The sequence below is a fragment of the Thermococcus sp. AM4 genome (assembly GCF_000151205.2).
Lineage (GTDB): Archaea > Methanobacteriota_B > Thermococci > Thermococcales > Thermococcaceae > Thermococcus.
In genome coordinates this window covers 1207453-1225705 of record NC_016051.1, presented here as the reverse complement: position 1 = coordinate 1225705, position 18253 = coordinate 1207453, and the positions used below count along the sequence as shown (strand labels likewise).

The window sequence follows — 18253 nt, the reverse complement described above, 5'->3', positions numbered from 1 at the left end:
CTGTGGGCCCGTAGCTCAGCCTGGTCAGAGCGCGCGGCTCATAACCGCGTGGTCGGGGGTTCAAAGCCCCCCGGGCCCACCACGAATCACTTCTAACGACTTAGAACACTCCCAGAGTTCTCCTCAGCAGGGCAACCTCTCGCTCCCCGAGGGCATCCCCCAGAACCAGGTGAAGCCTCGACCCGTTGAGGATGGTTATATCGTTCACCTTCGCCAGAAACTTCAGCGTCGGGACGAGGCCGGACTCCAGTATGAGGTACTCGATGCCATCGAGGATCACGTCGGATTTTCTCGTGGAGACGTCCCTGGCGATGTGGAATTCCAGCTTGTACAGGTCCCTTGGGCTTACTGCGTTGGGATGATCGACGGCCGACAGCCAGATCATCCTCAGCCTGCTGTCGTTTACGCCCAGCCTCTCTGCCATTAGCTGGGGTGGATTGCGGCCCACGAGAAGAACCGGCCTGTTGGAAGACAGTTTGTTTATCACGAGCTTCTTCAACTGGGAGGGATGAACGACTACGTCACTTCGCCCCCCGTTGTCTGAAGGTTTCCATTTCAAACCCACGCTTTTGCGGTACAACAGGGGGCTCATTTCGTCATCACTGGATCGGGGTCTACGCTCATGGTATATAAATGTTGCGAAAATATGTAACAAAATGTATGATCAGATGAGCACAGAAGAACCAATACAAAAGCTAATACTCGAATTACATGACAACCGGTGACCAAAAACTAAACAGAAGGGTAAACGAGGGGCTCACTCTCCCCTCTCGCAGAGTTCGAGAAGCACACCTGTCACGGCCTTCGGGTGGACGAAGGCTATCTTAGCTCCACCGGCTCCAATCCTCGGCTCCTCATCTATGAGCCTGTAACCCTTCTCCTTGAGCTCCTTGAGATGTTCCTCGATGTTCGTAACGCCTAAAGCAATGTGGTGTATCCCCTCACCGCGCTTGGCTATGAACTTCGCTATCGGCGAGTCCTCGGCGGTCGGCTCAAGGAGCTCGATCCTGCTCTCGCCGATGCGGATTATTGCGGTCCTAACCTTCTGGTCCGGCACTTCCTCGATTTCCTCAACCTTGAGGCCGAGGCCCTCCCAGACCTTTATGGCCTCCTCAAGGTTCTTAACGGCTATACCCACGTGGTCTATCTTCTTGAACATGGGATCACCTCCAGAGATCCTCCTTAAGCTTCTCCATCACGATTTGAGATGCCGAATAGGGGTCGAGCTTCCTCTCAACGACCTCCTCGATGAGCTCTTTCGCTTCGCCCTTCGCGAGCCTCTCCTCCACCTTGCTCGCTATCGTCGAGGCGATAATCGTCTTCACTTCCTCCCTCGCGCGGAAGGCCCTCCTCTCCCTCAACCTTCCGCTCTCCTCCATGTGCTTCCTGTGCCTCTTTATCGCCTCCCAGAGAGGCCTGACGCCCTTGAGGGTGAAAGCAGTGGTCTCGACTATCGGGGGCTCCCAGCCGATTTGCCTCCACTTTTCCCTCTCGAACTCGAGGGCCATCTTGAGCTCGAGGTAGACCATCTCCGTTCCTTCCCTGTCGGCCTTGTTGATGGCGAATATGTCCGCCACTTCCATTAGACCGGCCTTAATGGCCTGGACCTCGTCGCCGAGGCCCGGGACGGTTACGAGAACGACGGTATCTGCGGTTTTGACGATGTCAACCTCGATCTGCCCGACTCCAACGGTCTCGACGAATATCAGGTCGTAGCCGGCAGCGTCCAAAACCTTAACCGCGTCGTTGGTTGCTTTCGCCAGACCGCCGAGGGAACCGCGCGTCGCCATGCTCCTGATGAAGACGCCGGGGTCGGTGGAGTGCCTCTGCATCCTCAGCCTGTCGCCGAGCAGTGCACCCCCGGTGAATGGCGACGTCGGGTCAATGGCTATGACTCCAACCTTGTGTCCCTCGTTCCTGGCGAGCTTGATGAGCTTGTCGAGAAGGGTTGACTTTCCAGAACCGGGCGGACCTGTTATGCCGACGACGTAGGCCCTTCCCGTGTGGGGATAAATCCTCCGTATTATCTTCCTTGCCTTTTCCTCGTCGTTTTCAACGAGGGTTATGAGCCTTGCTATGGCCTTCTTATCGCCCGATAGTGCCGACTGAATGAGGGGCTCGAGCGTCATTTTCATCACTGGAGAAATTATCCAGGGGGAGAATATAAAGTTAAGCCCTGAACCTCTTGAGGTTCTGAACTGCTTTATCAACGAACTCGATGACCGTCTTCAGGGACGTTCCCGGGCCGAAGACCTCCGCGACGCCCATCTTCTTCAGCTCTTCCGCGTCGTCGGGCGGGATTATTCCGCCGGCGAAGATTACGATGTCCTCGTTGGGCTTTATGCCCCTCTCCTCAAGGAGCTTGATAATCTTCGGGATCAGGACCATGTGCGCACCGGAGAGAATGCTTATTCCAAGAACTGAAGCATCTTCCTGGATAACCGTCTCGACTATCTGCTCGGGGGTCTGCCTGATTCCCGTGTAGATGACCTCATAGCCTGCCTCTTTCAGGGCCCTCGCCACGACCTTGGCTCCCCTGTCGTGACCGTCAAGTCCGGGCTTCGCTATGACGACGCGAACCTTTGAGCGCTCCACCATTGACACCACCGGGTATGTTTCTCCCTTGCATTATTTAAAGGTTGTCAAAACTCAAGGTTTAGCTTTACGTTGGATTTTTTGTCCACAAGCTTTTTTAAAGCTCCAGAATAGCCTCGAACATGATCCATGATTCACACACCCACACGCTCCACTCTGACGGCCTCGGGGAGGTCTTCGAGAACATCGCGGAGGCCGAGCGGAAGGGTCTCTCGCTCGTTGCGATAACGGACCACAGCCACTACCTCCTGCGGGGCAGCTTCAACGCCTACCTGAGCGAGATAAGGCGCTGGGGCGAGGAGAGCGAGATAACGGTTTTAGCGGGAATCGAGGGCAACATCACCCCCAACGGCGTTGACGTGCCGGACTGGATGGCTAAAAAGCTCGACTTCGTGATAGCGAGCGTTCACGAGTGGGTTGACAGGCCGGAACAGTACGCCGAGCTCGTCAGGGTTGCTCTCCTAGACGAGAACGTCGATGTAATAGGCCACTTCGGGGCGAGCTTCCCCTACATCGGCTATCCTTCGTGGGAGGATCTCCTTGAACTCATCGCACTCGCCGAGGAGAGGGGAAAGGCCTTTGAGATAAGCTCCCGCTACCGCGTTCCGGATTTAGAGTTCGTGAGGGAGTGCATACGGCGGGGCGTTAAGCTGACCTTTGCCAGCGACGCCCACAGGCCCGAGCGGGTGGGAAACGTCGGCTGGAGCGTGGCGGTCTTCCGAAAAGCCGGCGGAAAGCCTGAGGATCTGCTGTTCCGGGAGTTTTTGTAGTGGCTTGGGCTTTTCAAGGGTTTATTGCAACATCTGAACCGGAACAGCAGAAAACCATATATCTTCTCGTTTCGATTCTCCTCGACTCTTATTGCAACCAGGCGGGGGTCGTTGGAAGGTACAGCAATCAGCCCCTTTCAATTCTCCTCGAGTCTTATTGCAACGCCGTAAGGCGGGGGGCATCGGTGAATCCGTCCATGAGGACTTTCAATTCTCCTCGAGTCTTATTGCAACTCGACAACATGGACCGGAAGCTCGACGACATCAACTCCTTTCGCCTTTCAATTCTCCTCGAGTCTTATTGCAACTCTGTCTTTACCTTTAGGCCAGTAATGTCAGTCCATGCTTTCAATTCTCCTCGAGTCTTATTGCAACCCTCGAACTTGTACTCGTACGTGATGCTGTCTCCGTCTTTCAATTCTCCTCGAGTCTTATTGCAACGTACCAACAAATGCTCGTGTAGAACTGAATCTATCTCACTTTCAATTCTCCTCGAGTCTTATTGCAACGGGAACCGGCTCCGGCTCAGGCGGCTCAGGGGCAAACTTTCAATTCTCCTCGAGTCTTATTGCAACTACGTAGACGGCGCTTCTTACGGAATCATAAACAGCTTTCAATTCTCCTCGAGTCTTATTGCAACCTGTCAACGAAGAGCTTGTCGCGGTTCTTTGGTATCTTTCAATTCTCCTCGAGTCTTATTGCAACAGGTGGCGCACGCGGGGATAGAGAGCGAATATTTCCACTTTCAATTCTCCTCGAGTCTTATTGCAACGCAAAGAGATACAGCTATTACCTGAGACGCCACCTTGATTTCCTTTCAATTCTCCTCGAGTCTTATTGCAACCTGCACTACGTCGATACGACCGTCACGACCTACGTCGCTTTCAATTCTCCTCGAGTCTTATTGCAACCGTGTACCTCGGGAGCACCTTTATCGGCACATTCAACAGCTTTCAATTCTCCTCGAGTCTTATTGCAACGCGCGTCCCGAGGGGCGGGTTTTTCCTCTACCTCCGCGCTTTCAATTCTCCTCGAGTCTTATTGCAACCCAGTTCTCGTGCTGATACCTTCAATTCTGTACGGCACTTTCAATTCTCCTCGAGTCTTATTGCAACAGAGGCCAAGCCCGGAAACGTCCCTCAGCGTCTGCAGGCTTTCAATTCTCCTCGAGTCTTATTGCAACTTGCGAATGAGGAGCACTTCAACATCAGTAGCGTGCCTTTCAATTCTCCTCGAGTCTTATTGCAACAAAAAGCCTTCGCTTGTTGGGGATTGCAGACTCAGTACTTTCAATTCTCCTCGAGTCTTATTGCAACGCTGTCCGATATTGCCATGCAGAGTATGCCGATGCCCACTTTCAATTCTCCTCGAGTCTTATTGCAACACGGGGCGTGCTCCTCTTCAGCTTCAGGGGTCTCTTCCTTTCAATTCTCCTCGAGTCTTATTGCAACCAGTTCCTCAAGGTTGTATATCTCCTCCACCATGTCTTTCAATTCTCCTCGAGTCTTATTGCAACGCGCTCCTGACCCGTGCCCGTCCACAATGCACACAACACTTTCAATTCTCCTCGAGTCTTATTGCAACCCCCCGGCCTCATAGGCGCCCCTCCCTCAGTTCCCTCCTTTCAATTCTCCTCGAGTCTTATTGCAACAAGCCCGTTTAGTCTGCCGTTTCGCCCGTTTCTGGGCTTTCAATTCTCCTCGAGTCTTATTGCAACACCAACAAACGTACGCACCAATAATAATTAAAGTTTTCTTTCAATTCTCCTCGAGTCTTATTGCAACAATCCTCGCGGCGGCAAAGGGCTTGAAGAAGCACGTTGCTTTCAATTCTCCTCGAGTCTTATTGCAACATGGTTTACGCGAAGCCCGAGGCTGGCCCTGAACTCTACACTTTCAATTCTCCTCGAGTCTTATTGCAACAGTAAGTGCCCGCCTGCGATGCCTTGATACCGTGATCTTTCAATTCTCCTCGAGTCTTATTGCAACTTTCCGCACGGCCTTGATGTAAACAAATTCCGCATCTTTCAATTCTCCTCGAGTCTTATTGCAACATACACTACGTTTACCTAGTGCTCGGCATTGAGCGCCTTTCAATTCTCCTCGAGTCTTATTGCAACACCCCAATACTCGCGAGGAAGATCAGGATGAGGCCCTGCTTTCAATTCTCCTCGAGTCTTATTGCAACAAGCTCCATGCAAACAGTGACGTGTTCCTCGTGTCACCTTTCAATTCTCCTCGAGTCTTATTGCAACTCCTCTACGACGGCCTGAGCCAGTTTGTTGCGTTCAACCCTTTCAATTCTCCTCGAGTCTTATTGCAACGTTTATAGCGCGATCATCTCTGCAGTTCTCGTAATCACTGATCTTTCAATTCTCCTCGAGTCTTATTGCAACCGACAATCGCCGCGATTAGTGCCGCGATTGCGATGACCTTTCAATTCTCCTCGAGTCTTATTGCAACGCAAATGTAATAAGCCACAACGCCGAAAATTTTAATGAACTTTCAATTCTCCTCGAGTCTTATTGCAACTCCGTGTAAGTCAGCTTCGCAAGCTCTTCTTTGAGAGCTTTCAATTCTCCTCGAGTCTTATTGCAACAGAAAATACGCCGAAAGCGAACCCACGTTCACGATTGCTTTCAATTCTCCTCGAGTCTTATTGCAACGAAGGCGAAAGCTACAACCTGCCCTCATCGAATTACTCACTTTCAATTCTCCTCGAGTCTTATTGCAACGCGGGCAAATTGACGGAAGACAACTTGCCAGATTTGACTTTCAATTCTCCTCGAGTCTTATTGCAACAGCACGCTCCAGTTCTCCATCTCCTTCGACGGCTTTCTGCTTTCAATTCTCCTCGAGTCTTATTGCAACTGTAAACCGTTAAAAGCTCATCGCTGTCGAGCCAGTCAGCTTTCAATTCTCCTCGAGTCTTATTGCAACCCGGCCCCGCTCGCCTGTCCATCCGTCTTCACCTTCCTTTCAATTCTCCTCGAGTCTTATTGCAACAGGGCGCGAAATTTGCCCTTTCGCCCAACGAAGAAATAAGAACGCCCCGATATTTAAGCCTTTCTGAAAAAGCCTCCGCAAAAACCCAGGGGAGACCCGGGATTCAAGCCGGGTGAAAACGCCGATTTCCCTGTGGAGGAACGAGGTCCGTCCAAAAATCCGGGCGTGTGAAATTTTGTGGCATCTCCAGGGACTTTACAGGGGCTGTAATCAAAAACAAACTCTCATCTCGGCTTTAAACTGGATAAGATGCAGTTTGAATCCGGATTGGCGGGATTCGCGGGCTTGAATCCCTCGGCTTCCATTTTCGAAAAATATTCGTTACATTGGGCTCAATAAATTGTAACAAACTGTCACATTTTTGGAAACTTAAAATTCCATCTCCCGGACCGTTTCCGGGCTTCAAATGGAAAAACAGGGCAGGATTTGCATGGAACCCAAAGAAGGCCTCGCCTCAGCGTGATAACACATCAAAGCCGAGCTCCCGGAGCTCCCAGATGATTTCCATCGGGAAGCCGACGACGTTGTAGTAGTCCCCCTTAATCCACTCGACGAAAAGGCCCGCCTTTCCCTGGATTCCGTAGGCTCCGGCTTTGTCCATAGGCTCGCCCGTCCTTATGTAGGCCCAGATCAGCTCGTCGTCGAGGTCTCTGAACTTGACTTCCGTCGTCACGGAGCCGGTTATCTCGCTCCCCTCGTGGATTATGCAGTAGCCGGTAGTGACGCGATGAACCCTTCCGCTGAGGAGCTTGAGCATCTCGTAGGCTTCATTCTCGTCCCCTGGCTTTCCGAGGATTTTTCCGTCGATGCTGACGACTGTATCGGCGCCGATGACCGTTCCACCAACGCGCGAATAAACCTCCCGCGCCTTCAGCCTTGCAAGCTCGACGGCACACTCCTCGGGAACAGTGCTGGAGCACTTCTCCTCGGCGTTGCTCGGGATTACGTGAAAGTCAGCGATGAAGCGCGACAGTATCTCCCGTCTCCTCGGTGAAGCCGACGCCAGAACGAGCATTCCCTCACCCCCAAACGTTAAAAGGAAAGCGCCCAAGTTGAACGGGCGATGACGACAATTTCGCTAGCTGAACCGTGATGAGTACCCTCGCAACCGAGCCTAATCGAGGCACTCCTCTATCGCCGCAACTATGCACTCGATATCCCTCTCGAACTCGAGGACCGAACAGCGGTTCCCGTCTATCGGCGGGCAGTTCTCGGCTATCTTCCTCAGCTTGACGTGGACGATGCCCTTCTTACCGTCCTTCTCGAGCGTGTACTTCCGGTAGAGAACGTCGCATTCCTCGCCCTCAAGCTCCTCGACGCTCACCTCGAAGTTCGCCCTTATGATCCTGTCAACTCCGTTCACTATCTCCATCGCTATGTCGTAGTTTCTGTCGCCGATGACCATCGGAGGGCAGATGTGCTCCATGTTGTGTTTGTCGAACTTGTGGAAGCTCTCCGGGATGATAACGACGTCGTATCTCATCGATACCACCAAAAAGGGAATTGGAAAGGTCATTAAAAAGCTTTGGAATTCAGGTGCTGGCCCAGATGGGTATGCCGGCCTGGATGAGCCTCTTGAGTTCCTTGCCTATCGGCGTGCTCTTGCTGACCTTGACGAGGCCCTTCTTGCTCGGCGTCGCAGTGAAAACGTACTGCTCGCCGCCGTAGAACTTGAGCGGCTTCTTCGCGTAGTCAGGCGAGACGCGAAGGACAATCGTTTTCTTCTTCTCCTCGACCTCGACGGGTATTTTCTCCTTGGGTTTCTCGGCTTCCCGCTCGGCGAAGCTCTTGACGTCTATGCTTATGCCTATCCTCTTCTCCAGCTCGGTTATCCTCTTGCCCTTCTTGCCTATGATTGCCGGAATGTCGAACTCGTCGGCGTAAATCACGGCCTTGTGCGGGCTGACTATCTCGACCTCGGTGTAAACATCTGGAAGGAACTTCTTAATCTCCTGCTTGAGCCTCTTCTCGGCGAGCCTCAGGGCAGGAGCCTTCTCCTCCTTCTTAACCGGGACGACGCTTATCTCCTCGCCGTAGGTGTAGATTTCGTACTCGAGCTCCCCAGTCTCGAAGTCCCTAACCTCGATGACCGGCCTCGCGAGGTCCTCCTCCTTCATCCCGCTCGGAACCTTAACGAGGTATTCGAGCGTCAAAACCTTCGCAACTTTTCCAGCCTTGATGAAGAGAACGGTATCGACTATCTGCGGTATCATTCCAAGCTCGACCCTTCCAATGAAGCGCTGAATGGCGTCTATGGGCTTCGTCGCGTGAACCACTCCGACCATTCCGACGCCGGCAAGCCTCAGGTCGGAGTAGATCTTGAAGTCGCTCGTCTTCCTCATCTCGTCGAATATCGTGTAGTCCGGCCTCACGAGGAGCAGTATGTCGCCGGTGAGCTCCATCCTACCGTTTAGAGCGGTGTACTGCGTTATCTCCTCGTTCACCTGCAGGTCCCTCGGCTTCTCCATCGTCTTCACTATCTTGCCCATGCTCGCGTACCACTCAGCTAAAGCCTGGGCGAAGGTCGTCTTTCCTTCACCGGGAGCGCCAGCGATGAGTATTCCCTCGGCCTTGTCCTTGAGCCTTTCGAGAAGCTTCTCGCTCAGCTCGTAGTCCTCTATGCTCAGCTTCTTGACGGGCCTGACCGCGGTAATCTCAATTCTGTCGGCGAAGGGTGGCCTGGCTATGACGATACGGTAGTTTCTGAGCTGGACGACGGTAGCTCCGGGCTCGTCGAGCTCTATGAAGCTGTCGGGTTCGCGCTTGGCCCTTTCCACGATGTCGTCCGCTATCTCCTCCAGCTCCTCGTCGCTCAGCGGTTTGTCGCGGATTGGGACGAGCCTCCACTCGCCGGGCTTCCCCTTCTTGGCGAGGGGCTTAACCCCTGCCTTGAGGTGGACGCTCATCGTCGTCTCGTCGAAGAAGTCCTCGAGGCGATGCCTTACTTCTTTCTTGGCGGTTAAATAGATCACGTCGATGCCCTTGGCTACCGCTATGTCCCTCTGCACCTGGTCGCCGGTTATCAGGGTGGCGTTGAGCTGCTTCGCCGTCTCGCGGACCATGTGGTCTATCTCGCCGGCTTTGGCCCGTCTAATCTGCCAGAGCTCCGGCCTCTCGCCGTAGAACTCGAGGAGTATCTCTCCCCTGTCGGCCATGTCGCGGAGCTTTTTGAGTTCCTCAAGGCCCGTATGGCCTATCGCCTTCCCCTCGTTGGCCTGGTGCTCTATCTCGGCTATGACCGCTTCCGGAACGACGACCTTGACCTTCTCGTCGAGGGTTGAGAGGAACTGCGTTAACCTGCCATCAACTATCACGCTCGTGTCTGGAACGAACACCTTCATCTCTCTCACCCGGCCTAACTTGATGGAACGGTTCATAAGGTTTTAGCCTCTCCTAAAGCTTCATAAAGGTTGGGGAATAAAGCCTATGGGTGGGATTCATGGGGCATTTGATATCGATAGCGAGCGGTAAGGGCGGGACCGGTAAGACCACGACGACGGCTAACCTCTCCATCGCCCTCGGGAAGCTGGGTAAGAAGGTCCTCGCCATTGACGCCGATCTCACGATGGCCAACCTGAGCCTCGTCATGGGAATAGACGACGCGGAGGTTACCCTTCACGATGTACTCGCGGGGGAAGCGTCCATCTCGGACGCCATCTACCAGACGAGCTTTGAGAACGTTGATCTGATTCCAGCGGCGATAGACTGGGAGCACGTCAAGAAAGCAGACCCGAGGAAGCTGCCCGGGACGATAAAACCTCTCAAGGAGTACTACGATTTTGTGATAATCGACTGCCCGGCCGGGCTTCAAATGGACGCGATGAACGCGATGCTGAGCGGTGAGGAGGTCATTCTAATAACGAACCCCGAGATCTCGTGCATAACCGACACCATGAAGGTTGGAATCGTCCTCAAGAAGGCCGGCCTGGCCGTTCTCGGCTTCGTTCTCAACCGCTACGGCAGGAGCGAGAACGACATCCCGCCGGATGCCGCCGAGGAGGTCATGGAGGTTCCTCTCCTCGTGGTGGTTCCCGAGGACCCGAAGGTCAGGGAGGCAACGCTGGAAGGGGTTCCCGTCGTCGAGTACGATCCCGATTCCGAGGGTGCCAGGGCCTTTATGAAGCTGGCGGAGGAAGTGCTCAGGATAGCCGGCTTCAAGGCGAGGGTCATGTACTGAGGTGGTGCCATGATAGTGGCCTTTCTCGGAACCGCCGGGAGCGGGAAGACCACCATGACGGGCTCCTTCGGGAAGTACCTCGAGAAGAACGGCCACAGCGTGGCCTACGTGAACCTTGATACTGGAGTGAGGAAGCTCCCCTACGAGCCCGATCTCGACGTGAGGGAGATAGTGACCGTTGAGGAGCTGATGGCTGAAGGATACGGGCCCAACGGTGCCATAGTCGAGAGCTACGACAGGCTTCTCCCAGAGGTCGGGAGGATCGCGGATGAGATACTCGGGCTCGACCGGGAGAGGGAGTACACCCTGATAGACACCCCCGGTCAGATGGAGAGCTTCCTCTTCCACGAGTTCGGGGTAAAGCTCATGGAGAACCTCAGCGAGCCCCTCTTGGCGTACCTCTTCGATCCTGAGATCCTGAGGAGGCCCCACGACTACTGCTTCGTGAGGTTCTTCGCCCTCATGATAGACCTCCGCCTCGGCACCACCACCGTTCCGGTTCTCAACAAGGTCGACCTCCTGGGCGAGGATGAGCTCGAGAGGCACAGGAAGTACCTCGAGGACATCGAGTACCTCACGGCAAGGCTTAAATTCGATCCGACGATGCAGGGGCTCTTGGCTTACAGGATGTGCTCCTTTCTGCCCGAGGTTTCCCCGCCGGTGAGGGTCGTCTACGCCTCCGCCCGGGACGGTAGGGGGTTTGACGAGCTGGAGACGCTGTCCTACGAGCACTACTGCACCTGCGGAGACCTGACGTGAACGGACGTTCAAAGTGTCCTCCTTTTCCTGCAAACTCTCCCAAGTGGGAAGGGCTAAGCCTTTTCTCCCCCCGGGCGAAGGAAGTTGGGTGAGAGGGCATGTGCTTGATTGCCGGTGGAATCGGGGAGATCAGGGAAAGGCTCATCAAAATGGCCCTCGCTGGGAAACACCGGGGGCCGGACAGCTTCGGCGTCTGGACCGACGAGGGAGTGCTGAAGTCGGACGATTTTTCAAAGCTGGGCCAGATCCCGGGCGGGAGGATAGGGCTCCTTCAGTGCAGGCTGGCCATGACGGGCTCGAAGGCCTTTACCCAGCCCTTCGTTAACGAGTTAGCTTTAGTGCACAATGGTGAGGTTTACAATCACGCCCAGATCCGGGCGTTTTTAGAGGGAAGGGGCGTTTCCTTCGAGAGCGACGTTGACAGCGAGGTAATCCTCAGGCTCATCGAGTTTCTGAGGGGGAAAGGCCTTAGCTTCCCCCAGGCCGTGAGGGAGGCGATGCGCTGGATCGAGGGCGACTACGCGGTGGCGTTCTCGGACGGCGAGAGGATCTACCTGTTCCGCGATCCCGTCGGGATAAGGCCCCTCTACTTCTCCCCCAACGGCTTCTTCGCCAGCGAGAAGAAGGTCCTCTGGGCGATCGGTGAGGAGGCCGTTCCCGTTGAGCCGGGCAGTCTCGTGACCATCTCGCGGGGGGGCGTTGAGGTAAGCCGCCTCCTGAGCGTTGAGGATCTAAGGCCAGGGACCTTCACGGCGGAGAGGGCTTTGGGCTCGCTCCTGAGGACGATCCCCTACTCCGTGAGGATAAGGTGCGGAAGGAAAACTGGGGTTCTCTTCTCGGGGGGCCTTGACAGCTCGCTGATCGCTCTCCTTGCCTCTAAACACTCGGACGTTGTGCTTTACACGGCCGGAGCCGAGGGCAGTCAGGATCTCGAGTGGGCGAGGAAGGTGAGCGAACTCCTCGGGCTGGAGCTCAGGGAGTACGTCTTCACCGAGGAGGACGTTGAGGAAGCCCTGAAACGGATCGTTTTCGCCATGGAGGAACCAAACGCCATGAACCTCGCCATCGGTGTTCCCCTCTACTTCTCGACCCTGCTCGCGGCGAGGGACGATGTCAGGGTTCTCCTGAGCGGGCAGGGGGCGGACGAGCTCTTCGGGGGCTACGCTAAGTACGTTGAGAAGCCCTGGCTCATGGAGGAGGACCTCAGGGAGCTGGCCGAGAGGAACCTCGCGAGGGACGACAAGATAGCGATGCTCAACGGCGTGGAGGGTCGTTTCCCATATCTTGCGCTCCCCGTCGTCACGGCCGCCCTTGGAATCCCGGTCGAGCTTAAGATACGGAACGGGGTCAGAAAGTTCATCCTGCGGAACGCCGCCGAAAAACTCGGACTTCCGAAGGAAGTTGTGGAGAGGGAGAAAAAGGCCGCACAGTACGGCAGCGGTGCTCAAAAGATCCTCAAAAGGATCGGAAAGAGGAGGGGCCTCTCGCCGAGGGATCTCGCCCTTCAGCTCTTCAGGGAGGTCTTTCACTCCTCCTGACTTATTCCCTCCGCCTCGTGGAGCATCTTGACGAGGGGCTCGAGCTCGGGAATTCCCTGCAGGGTCTCGTTCGCTATCTCTATCGCCCTGACCTCGTTGTTCCTGTCGAGGTAGTACTCGGCATCGCAGACGGCTGAGAGAACGCGGGCGTCCTTTCTCTGCGCCCCGTAGATCTTGAGGATGGCTATCCTCATGAGGGTGCGGCTTTTGAGGGAGCTCTCAAGGTTCAGGGATTCCTTGTAGGCCTTGAATGCTTCCTTTGTCTTGCCCACCGCCAGCAGGGACTGGCCCAGTTCGAGCATCTTCCTCGCGACGTCCTTATCCCTTCCGGCGCTCTGGAACGAGCTTATAACCTGATAGGTGATCCTTATGTTGTTCAATCCTATCAGCTTTGCCCTGTTGGTGTTTCCGGCGAGCAGGTACGCGTACTGGGCCTTCAGGAGGTAAGTCGTCGTCCCGTCGAGGTCCCCTTCTGAATACGCCAGCTTGCTCGCCTTCTCGTAGTTCCTCGCGGCCGTGTCCATCATCTCGATGTAGTGGGCGTCGTAGCCGAATATCTCGAGAACGTAGCCGGCTAACCTGTAAAAGGCCTCCGCAGCGCCGGCCGCGTCGCCCTCGGCAACTTTCTCCTCGGTTATGCGCCCGTAGGCGGTGATCAGCTCGTCGGCTATGCGCTTTATCGCCTCTTCATCACCCACTATCTTGTAGTAGCGGAAGGCATCCTCGTACGCCTTGACCGCGAGCTCGATCTCGTCGTTCTCCATGTAACTCCTCGCCATGTCCTCGTATATCTCGGCGAAGTACTTGGCGTATTTCCTCAGGTTCTTCTCGTCCCCCACGGTCGCGAAAACCGAGAGCGTTTTGGTGCAGTACTCGTTGAGCCGCTCGGTGTCGATGTCGAAGCGGCTGAGTTCTCTCTCTATGAGGTCTATGTACAGGGCCGCGCTCTTGAGGAGGGGGGGCCTGGCCTTGTCCGGTTTCTTCAGCCTGTCCAGGAAGAAGTAGCCGAAGTAGTAGTACAGCCTCGCGGCGTCCTCAAGCTTTCCCTCGTCCTCGTACTTCTTCGCCGCCCGGAGGATCAGCTTGAGGCCCTCCTTGAGCTCACCCTTTCGGAGGTGTTCAAAGCCCATGTGCTCGAGTTCCTCAGGTGACGCCATATCAGGAATCAAAGCCAACGTTCTCACCCCGTGATTTAAGGGTCGCACCCATGGGATCCCTTGGAGATTTTTCTATTTAAGCTTATCCGCCCGGATCACCCGGTAGCCGGCGGCCTTTCTCAGGCGGTTCATCACCGCCAGTCCAAGACCCCTCTCCTCCACGCCCTCCGCTATTATCACGTCCACGCCCGCCTTGTCGAGCTCTCTGAGCGCGCGGAAAACGTTTCTCGCCACATCTTCCGTGCTCTCCCCGAGGTGGAAGAATGCATCCGCCCCGTGCTCCTCCGTTGCCATGACGCCAACCCTGAGGCCCTTTCCCCTGAACTCCCTGACCAGCTCGTCTATCTTTTCCCTGACTGCATTCCTCGATCCCTCAACGACAATAACCTGGGCGTTTGGGGAGTAGTGCTTGTACTTCATTCCCGGGGCCCTCGCGAGATCGACCTCAACTCCCTTCACCGCCGGGTGAATCTCGACCCTGCCGACGACCATCTCGATCTCCTCCAGGGGGAGGCCTCCGGGCCTTAGGAGAACCGGAACGTCCCCGGTGAGGTCCAGAACCGTTGACTCGACGCCGATCCAGGTTGGGCCTCCGTCAACTATGCACTCGATCCTGCCGTAGAAATCGTCCACGACGTGATCCGCGTCGGTCGGGCTGGGTTTTCCGCTTATGTTGGCGGAGGGAGCCGCTACCGGCCTTCCGCTGAGCCTTATGAGCTCAAGCGCTATCGGATGGGCGGGCATTCTCACGGCCACCGTGTCGAGACCGCCGGTAGTTACCGACGGAACCCTCTCCCCCTTGGGCAGGACGAGGGTTAGAGGTCCCGGCCAGAAGCGCTCGGCGAGTTCAAGTGCCTTTTCGGGAATATCTCTCGCGAGCTCGAAGAGCCACTCCCTTTCGGCTATGTGGATTATGAGTGGGTTATCCGCTGGCCTGCCCTTGGCCTCGAATATCCTTCTAACGGCCTTTTCATTGAGTGCATCGGCACCGAGTCCGTAAACCGTCTCGGTAGGAAAAGCGACGAGCTTCCCCTCCCTTATCAGCCTCGCGGCGACCCTCAGCCTCTCATCCGGGCCGGCCTTCATCGGGATGACGATGGTCACCGGGCTCTCACCCCTGCGGCTTTATCTCGACCCTCGGCAGGGGAATGTGGTACGGGAGGCGCATTTCCTTGGCGATGACGAAGAGGAGCGGACTTATCTCGGCCGTGAGGAAGTTTATGATCTCCGCGAAAACCTCCGGGGGAACCTTCCTCTCGGCTTCCCACGTGTCCAGGATCCTGTCCACGTCCTCCTTCCTCTGCGGCAGGTACATAACGGCCCCCTCGATGAGCCCCTCAGCTATCTCTGGCCTGTAGGTTATCTCGTACTTGAAGAGCACCTCAACCCCGTTCATCCGACCGGTGGGGCTCCTGATCTCCCCGAGCCTCATGTCCCTGACCTTCGGCGTCAGGTTGACCTCGATCCTCCCCCCGATGGGCGGCACTCCCCTCTTCTCGAACTCTATCTTCGTCAGATTGATCCCTATCACCGGCATCTTTTCCACCAAAGCTCGCTCTCGACGATCCCCTTAAAAAGGTGAGCGGTGAACCTGATGCGATGCCGAGGGAAAAGGTAGTCCGCGTCTGGGACGAGAGGGAAATCATCTACACCCCAAAGAGATGGCGCTACCTCTGGGAGAAGCGCGAGAAGGCCTTAGCCATAATGGAGCGTCTCGCACAGTTCGACCCCCTGCTCTACGGGAGCGTCGCGAGGGGCGACGTGAGAAGGGACAGCGATGTGGACATCTTTATCCCCATTAAGGTCCCGAGCTACCTCATAGAGCTGGCTCTAGAGGGCCTCGTGAGGAGAAGGAAGATAGTCATGGCAACCCCCTGGCACCTGATAAAGGGAGTGATTGAGATTGACGAAGAAACGACCGTGACGTTTCCCCTCATCGAGCCGACCGACAGGGAGCTGGACTTCTACCGCTGGGGAGGGGCCGTTGATTTGTGGGGCGTCAAGACGAAGGAGCGCGTTCCGGGAGTGAATAAGAAGCTGATTCTGATAATTCCCACCGAGAGGGGCCACATCGAGCGCGAAGTCGTTGGAAGGGAGAGCGAGGTGGCGAAAATCCTCGGCGTTAGCGTTGACATCGTTAAAGAGCGCGTTCACGTCCTCACGAGGAGGGACGCGATTGGAAGGACGGGCATTTATCTCAACGAAGAAGTTCCGGACTGGATGACCTTTGAGGAAGCCCTAAAAATCATCGCCGACCGCGACCCGAACGTCAGGAGGAAGGTGAGGGAGCGGGGAGGGGTCTAGCAATCCTTATATTCTTCTCCGAGAAATCAGGAATGGTGGGAACGTGGAGACTGTAGATTTGAAGGTTCCAAAGGAGCTTGAGAGAAAGGTTCGCCTGTACCTCCAGGAACTTGAAAAGAGGCGGGAGATTCTGAAAAAGACCGCAGGAATCCTGAAAACCCCAAAGCCAGCCAAGGAACTCAAGGTGGAGCTGTATGAAGAGCTTTATGGTTGACTCAACGGTTCTCGTGGAGCACCTGAAGGGAAACCCAGAGGCAACAGAAATACTCGAAGCGATTGTTGAGGAGAACGTGGCTGGATACATCAACGAAACGGTAGCGTCTGAAGTCATTTTTATCTACCTAAAGTTCACAACAGGCAGGAGTTTTAGAACGCTGAAGAAAAGGCCAGAACTCGTTAAAGCAGTCAGAAAAGAGCCAGTTTATGAGCTTCTCTCGCTGTTTCGGTTCCTCGAAACTAACGAGTTTATCTTCAACATATCAAAAGAGCTCATTGAGAAGTACGGCCTTTTGCCCAACGATGCCCTTATCGGTGCAACGGCCCTCTTCTACAAACTTGACGGGATAATAACCCTTGATGAGGACTTCACGGAGCTTGGCCGAAAAGAGAACCTCCACATCGTATCCTCGAAAGAGGAACTTTTGGGTCTCTTAGGTTAGCGGAGAAGCCACTCGTGGAGCGGGACGACCTCAATTCTTTTCCCGTTCAGCTCGACACTTTCCTTATCCGCGAAGGTAACGACCGTGAGCCTTTCGGCGTCGGTTCTCTTCACTGCTTTCGCGAGCGCTCCAAGCTCACGCTCCCTGTTGAGCGGGTGGAGTTCGTAGCTAACCTGAATCAGCTCGTCTCCAGCGAGGAAATCCGCCTCCCAGCCGTCGCCGGGGACGTAGAACAAATTCTCCCCCGGCTCAAAGCCCCTCCTGAGGAGCTCGACCATGACGAGGTTTTCGAGCAATCTCCCTCTGTCTTTGACCCCCATAATTCGGAGGAGGCCGTTATCAACGAGGTAAGGCTTGAAGCCGAGCAGTTCAGCCTTCTTATAGGACTTCACGTAGGGGGGAAGCCTGTGCAGTATGAAGGCATCGCTCAGGTATTCAAGGTAATCCGCAACCGTCCCCTTGCCTATCGAGATTCCGAGACTCTTCATCGTCGAATACGCTTTTGTGAGCGTGAGATGGCTTGAGCGGGCGAGGATTTTGAGGAGCAAACGTAAAGCGGAGACGTTTCTAACCTCCCAGCGCTCCACGATGTCGCGGTATATTGCAAGGTCAAGGATTCCCTTCAGGACTTCAATCCTCATGTGGGGGTTGAGCACGGCCTCTGGGTAGCCTCCCCACTCCAGGTACTCCCCAAGAAGCGCCCTGAGGCGGGCCTTTTCAGTGCTAGAAAGGTAGCGCTTGAACTGGAATTCCCTGGCCCTCAGGAACTCGCGGAACGAGAAGGGAAAGACGCGAACTTCTATAGAACGACCCCTCAGCTGGGTCGCTATCTCTTTCGAAAGGAGCTTTGAGGAGGAGCCTGAGACAAAGACCCTGTGGCCTGTGTCGAGAAGATATCGAACGAAGCGCTCCCAGCCCTCAACCGCCTGAACCTCATCGAGGAAGAGGTAGAACTTTTCTCCTCCCATCTCCCTCAGAACTTCGAGCAGGGTCATCAGATCATCAAGGGAAGCTCCAACGAGCCTTGGGTCCTCAAGGTTCACGTAGGCGATGCCCTCCTTGGGGACGCCCTCGGACTTAAGCCTCTCCATAATTTGGCGCATGAGGTAAGTCTTCCCCACCCTTCTCGGCCCGATTATCGCCACCGCCATTTGGGTGTTGGGAAGTTTAACTTCTATTTCTCGCTCTATGCCCTCGAAGGGAAGCAAACGGTAATCGAGAACGACCTCGGCCCAGGTTTCCCTCTCAATCATGACTCATCATGGACTACATACAGTACAACCCTTTAT

At 55.2% G+C, this 18253-nt stretch carries 18 protein-coding genes, 1 tRNA gene and 1 CRISPR repeat array; of the genes, 8 read left to right on the top strand and 11 right to left on the bottom strand.

What is annotated here, in order from left to right:
• The first annotated feature begins 4 nt into the window (after positions 1-4).
• A tRNA-Ile gene (locus tag TAM4_RS06705) sits at positions 5-82 on the top strand.
• 18 nt (positions 83-100) lie between these two features.
• Here TAM4_RS06705 and TAM4_RS06700 read toward each other — a convergent pair.
• From TAM4_RS06700 to TAM4_RS06685, 4 genes are all read right to left on the bottom strand, one after another.
• Entirely contained in the window at positions 101-499 is a 399-nt protein-coding gene (locus tag TAM4_RS06700; RefSeq protein WP_048150185.1) for a DUF835 domain-containing protein, read from the bottom strand.
• A 258-nt stretch (positions 500-757) separates the two neighbouring features.
• A complete protein-coding gene (gene mce, locus TAM4_RS06695; protein ID WP_014122485.1) occupies positions 758-1159 on the bottom strand; it encodes a methylmalonyl-CoA epimerase in 402 nt (133 codons plus the stop codon).
• A gap of 4 nt (positions 1160-1163) precedes the next feature.
• On the bottom strand, positions 1164-2129 hold the full coding sequence (gene meaB / locus TAM4_RS06690; RefSeq protein WP_014122484.1) for a methylmalonyl Co-A mutase-associated GTPase MeaB: 966 nt from the start codon (positions 2127-2129) through the stop codon (positions 1164-1166).
• 40 nt (positions 2130-2169) lie between these two features.
• Complete coding sequence (locus tag TAM4_RS06685) at positions 2170-2598, bottom strand: cobalamin B12-binding domain-containing protein (protein WP_014122483.1); 429 nt, start codon at positions 2596-2598, stop codon at positions 2170-2172.
• A gap of 119 nt (positions 2599-2717) precedes the next feature.
• Between TAM4_RS06685 and TAM4_RS06680 the strand changes: the two genes are divergently transcribed.
• Entirely contained in the window at positions 2718-3365 is a 648-nt protein-coding gene (locus TAM4_RS06680) for a PHP domain-containing protein (protein WP_014122482.1), read from the top strand.
• A gap of 1 nt (position 3366) precedes the next feature.
• A CRISPR array of direct repeats spans positions 3367-6370; the repeat unit is 30 nt; unit sequence CTTTCAATTCTCCTCGAGTCTTATTGCAAC.
• 454 nt (positions 6371-6824) lie between these two features.
• On the opposite strand, the gene TAM4_RS06675 is transcribed toward TAM4_RS06680, so the two are convergent.
• From TAM4_RS06675 to TAM4_RS06665, 3 genes are all read right to left on the bottom strand, one after another.
• Positions 6825-7385 (bottom strand): Maf-like protein, encoded by a 561-nt coding sequence (locus TAM4_RS06675; protein WP_014122479.1) that lies wholly within the window; start codon positions 7383-7385, stop codon positions 6825-6827.
• 99 nt (positions 7386-7484) lie between these two features.
• Complete coding sequence (locus tag TAM4_RS06670; protein ID WP_014122478.1) at positions 7485-7853, bottom strand: hypothetical protein; 369 nt, start codon at positions 7851-7853, stop codon at positions 7485-7487.
• Between the two features lie 49 nt (positions 7854-7902).
• Entirely contained in the window at positions 7903-9711 is a 1809-nt protein-coding gene (locus TAM4_RS06665; RefSeq protein ID WP_014122477.1) for a PINc/VapC family ATPase, read from the bottom strand.
• Positions 9712-9809: 98 nt separating this feature from the next.
• Between TAM4_RS06665 and minD the strand changes: the two genes are divergently transcribed.
• The 3 genes from minD (at position 9810) to TAM4_RS06650 (ending at position 12844) form a co-directional block, all read left to right on the top strand.
• A complete protein-coding gene (minD, locus tag TAM4_RS06660) occupies positions 9810-10547 on the top strand; it encodes a cell division ATPase MinD (RefSeq protein ID WP_014122476.1) in 738 nt (245 codons plus the stop codon).
• A 9-nt stretch (positions 10548-10556) separates the two neighbouring features.
• Entirely contained in the window at positions 10557-11306 is a 750-nt protein-coding gene (locus TAM4_RS06655; RefSeq protein WP_014122475.1) for an ATP/GTP-binding protein, read from the top strand.
• A gap of 98 nt (positions 11307-11404) precedes the next feature.
• Complete coding sequence (locus tag TAM4_RS06650) at positions 11405-12844, top strand: asparagine synthase-related protein (protein WP_014122474.1); 1440 nt, start codon at positions 11405-11407, stop codon at positions 12842-12844.
• On the opposite strand, the gene TAM4_RS06645 is transcribed toward TAM4_RS06650, so the two are convergent.
• The 3 genes from TAM4_RS06645 to TAM4_RS06635 are packed head-to-tail and all read right to left on the bottom strand — an operon-like array spanning position 12832 to position 15538.
• On the bottom strand, positions 12832-14028 hold the full coding sequence (locus TAM4_RS06645) for a hypothetical protein (RefSeq protein WP_237702065.1): 1197 nt from the start codon (positions 14026-14028) through the stop codon (positions 12832-12834). The genes TAM4_RS06650 and TAM4_RS06645 overlap by 13 nt on opposite strands.
• Positions 14029-14073: 45 nt before the next feature.
• The gene (locus tag TAM4_RS06640; RefSeq protein ID WP_014122472.1) at positions 14074-15105 is read right to left on the bottom strand and encodes an L-threonylcarbamoyladenylate synthase; all 1032 of its coding nucleotides are present in this window, start codon (positions 15103-15105) and stop codon (positions 14074-14076) included.
• A 7-nt stretch (positions 15106-15112) separates the two neighbouring features.
• Complete coding sequence (locus TAM4_RS06635; RefSeq protein ID WP_014122471.1) at positions 15113-15538, bottom strand: hypothetical protein; 426 nt, start codon at positions 15536-15538, stop codon at positions 15113-15115.
• Positions 15539-15600: 62 nt separating this feature from the next.
• Between TAM4_RS06635 and TAM4_RS06630 the strand changes: the two genes are divergently transcribed.
• Genes TAM4_RS06630 through TAM4_RS06625 form a run of 3 tightly spaced genes read left to right on the top strand, consistent with a single transcriptional unit; the run spans position 15601 to position 16964 of the window.
• Complete coding sequence (locus TAM4_RS06630; RefSeq protein WP_014122470.1) at positions 15601-16305, top strand: nucleotidyltransferase domain-containing protein; 705 nt, start codon at positions 15601-15603, stop codon at positions 16303-16305.
• 43 nt (positions 16306-16348) lie between these two features.
• Complete coding sequence (locus TAM4_RS11730; protein ID WP_014122469.1) at positions 16349-16519, top strand: hypothetical protein; 171 nt, start codon at positions 16349-16351, stop codon at positions 16517-16519.
• Positions 16500-16964 (top strand): type II toxin-antitoxin system VapC family toxin, encoded by a 465-nt coding sequence (locus TAM4_RS06625; protein ID WP_014122468.1) that lies wholly within the window; start codon positions 16500-16502, stop codon positions 16962-16964. The genes TAM4_RS11730 and TAM4_RS06625 overlap by 20 nt, the downstream gene beginning before the upstream one ends.
• Here the strand turns inward: TAM4_RS06625 and TAM4_RS06620 are convergent.
• Complete coding sequence (locus TAM4_RS06620; RefSeq protein WP_014122467.1) at positions 16961-18217, bottom strand: ATP-binding protein; 1257 nt, start codon at positions 18215-18217, stop codon at positions 16961-16963. The two genes, TAM4_RS06625 and TAM4_RS06620, sit on opposite strands and share 4 nt — an antisense overlap.
• Positions 18218-18253 lie beyond the last annotated feature (36 nt).

Excerpts from the sequence above, each read along its gene's own strand:
- TAM4_RS06630 (WP_014122470.1), top strand. The coding sequence starts at position 15,601 with ATGCCGAGGGAAAAGGTAGTCCGCGTCTGGGACGAGAGGGAAATCATC.
- TAM4_RS06655 (WP_014122475.1), top strand. The coding sequence starts at position 10,557 with ATGATAGTGGCCTTTCTCGGAACCGCCGGGAGCGGGAAGACCACCATG.
- mce (WP_014122485.1), bottom strand. The coding sequence starts at position 1,159 with ATGTTCAAGAAGATAGACCACGTGGGTATAGCCGTTAAGAACCTTGAG.
- TAM4_RS06650 (WP_014122474.1), top strand. The coding sequence starts at position 11,405 with ATGTGCTTGATTGCCGGTGGAATCGGGGAGATCAGGGAAAGGCTCATC.
- TAM4_RS06620 (WP_014122467.1), bottom strand. The coding sequence starts at position 18,217 with ATGATTGAGAGGGAAACCTGGGCCGAGGTCGTTCTCGATTACCGTTTG.
- meaB (WP_014122484.1), bottom strand. The coding sequence starts at position 2,129 with ATGACGCTCGAGCCCCTCATTCAGTCGGCACTATCGGGCGATAAGAAG.
- minD (WP_014122476.1), top strand. The coding sequence starts at position 9,810 with ATGGGGCATTTGATATCGATAGCGAGCGGTAAGGGCGGGACCGGTAAG.
- TAM4_RS06670 (WP_014122478.1), bottom strand. The coding sequence starts at position 7,853 with ATGAGATACGACGTCGTTATCATCCCGGAGAGCTTCCACAAGTTCGAC.
- TAM4_RS06625 (WP_014122468.1), top strand. The coding sequence starts at position 16,500 with ATGAAGAGCTTTATGGTTGACTCAACGGTTCTCGTGGAGCACCTGAAG.
- TAM4_RS06635 (WP_014122471.1), bottom strand. The coding sequence starts at position 15,538 with ATGCCGGTGATAGGGATCAATCTGACGAAGATAGAGTTCGAGAAGAGG.
- TAM4_RS06675 (WP_014122479.1), bottom strand. The coding sequence starts at position 7,385 with ATGCTCGTTCTGGCGTCGGCTTCACCGAGGAGACGGGAGATACTGTCG.
- TAM4_RS06685 (WP_014122483.1), bottom strand. The coding sequence starts at position 2,598 with ATGGTGGAGCGCTCAAAGGTTCGCGTCGTCATAGCGAAGCCCGGACTT.
- TAM4_RS06665 (WP_014122477.1), bottom strand. The coding sequence starts at position 9,711 with ATGAAGGTGTTCGTTCCAGACACGAGCGTGATAGTTGATGGCAGGTTA.
- TAM4_RS06680 (WP_014122482.1), top strand. The coding sequence starts at position 2,718 with ATGATCCATGATTCACACACCCACACGCTCCACTCTGACGGCCTCGGG.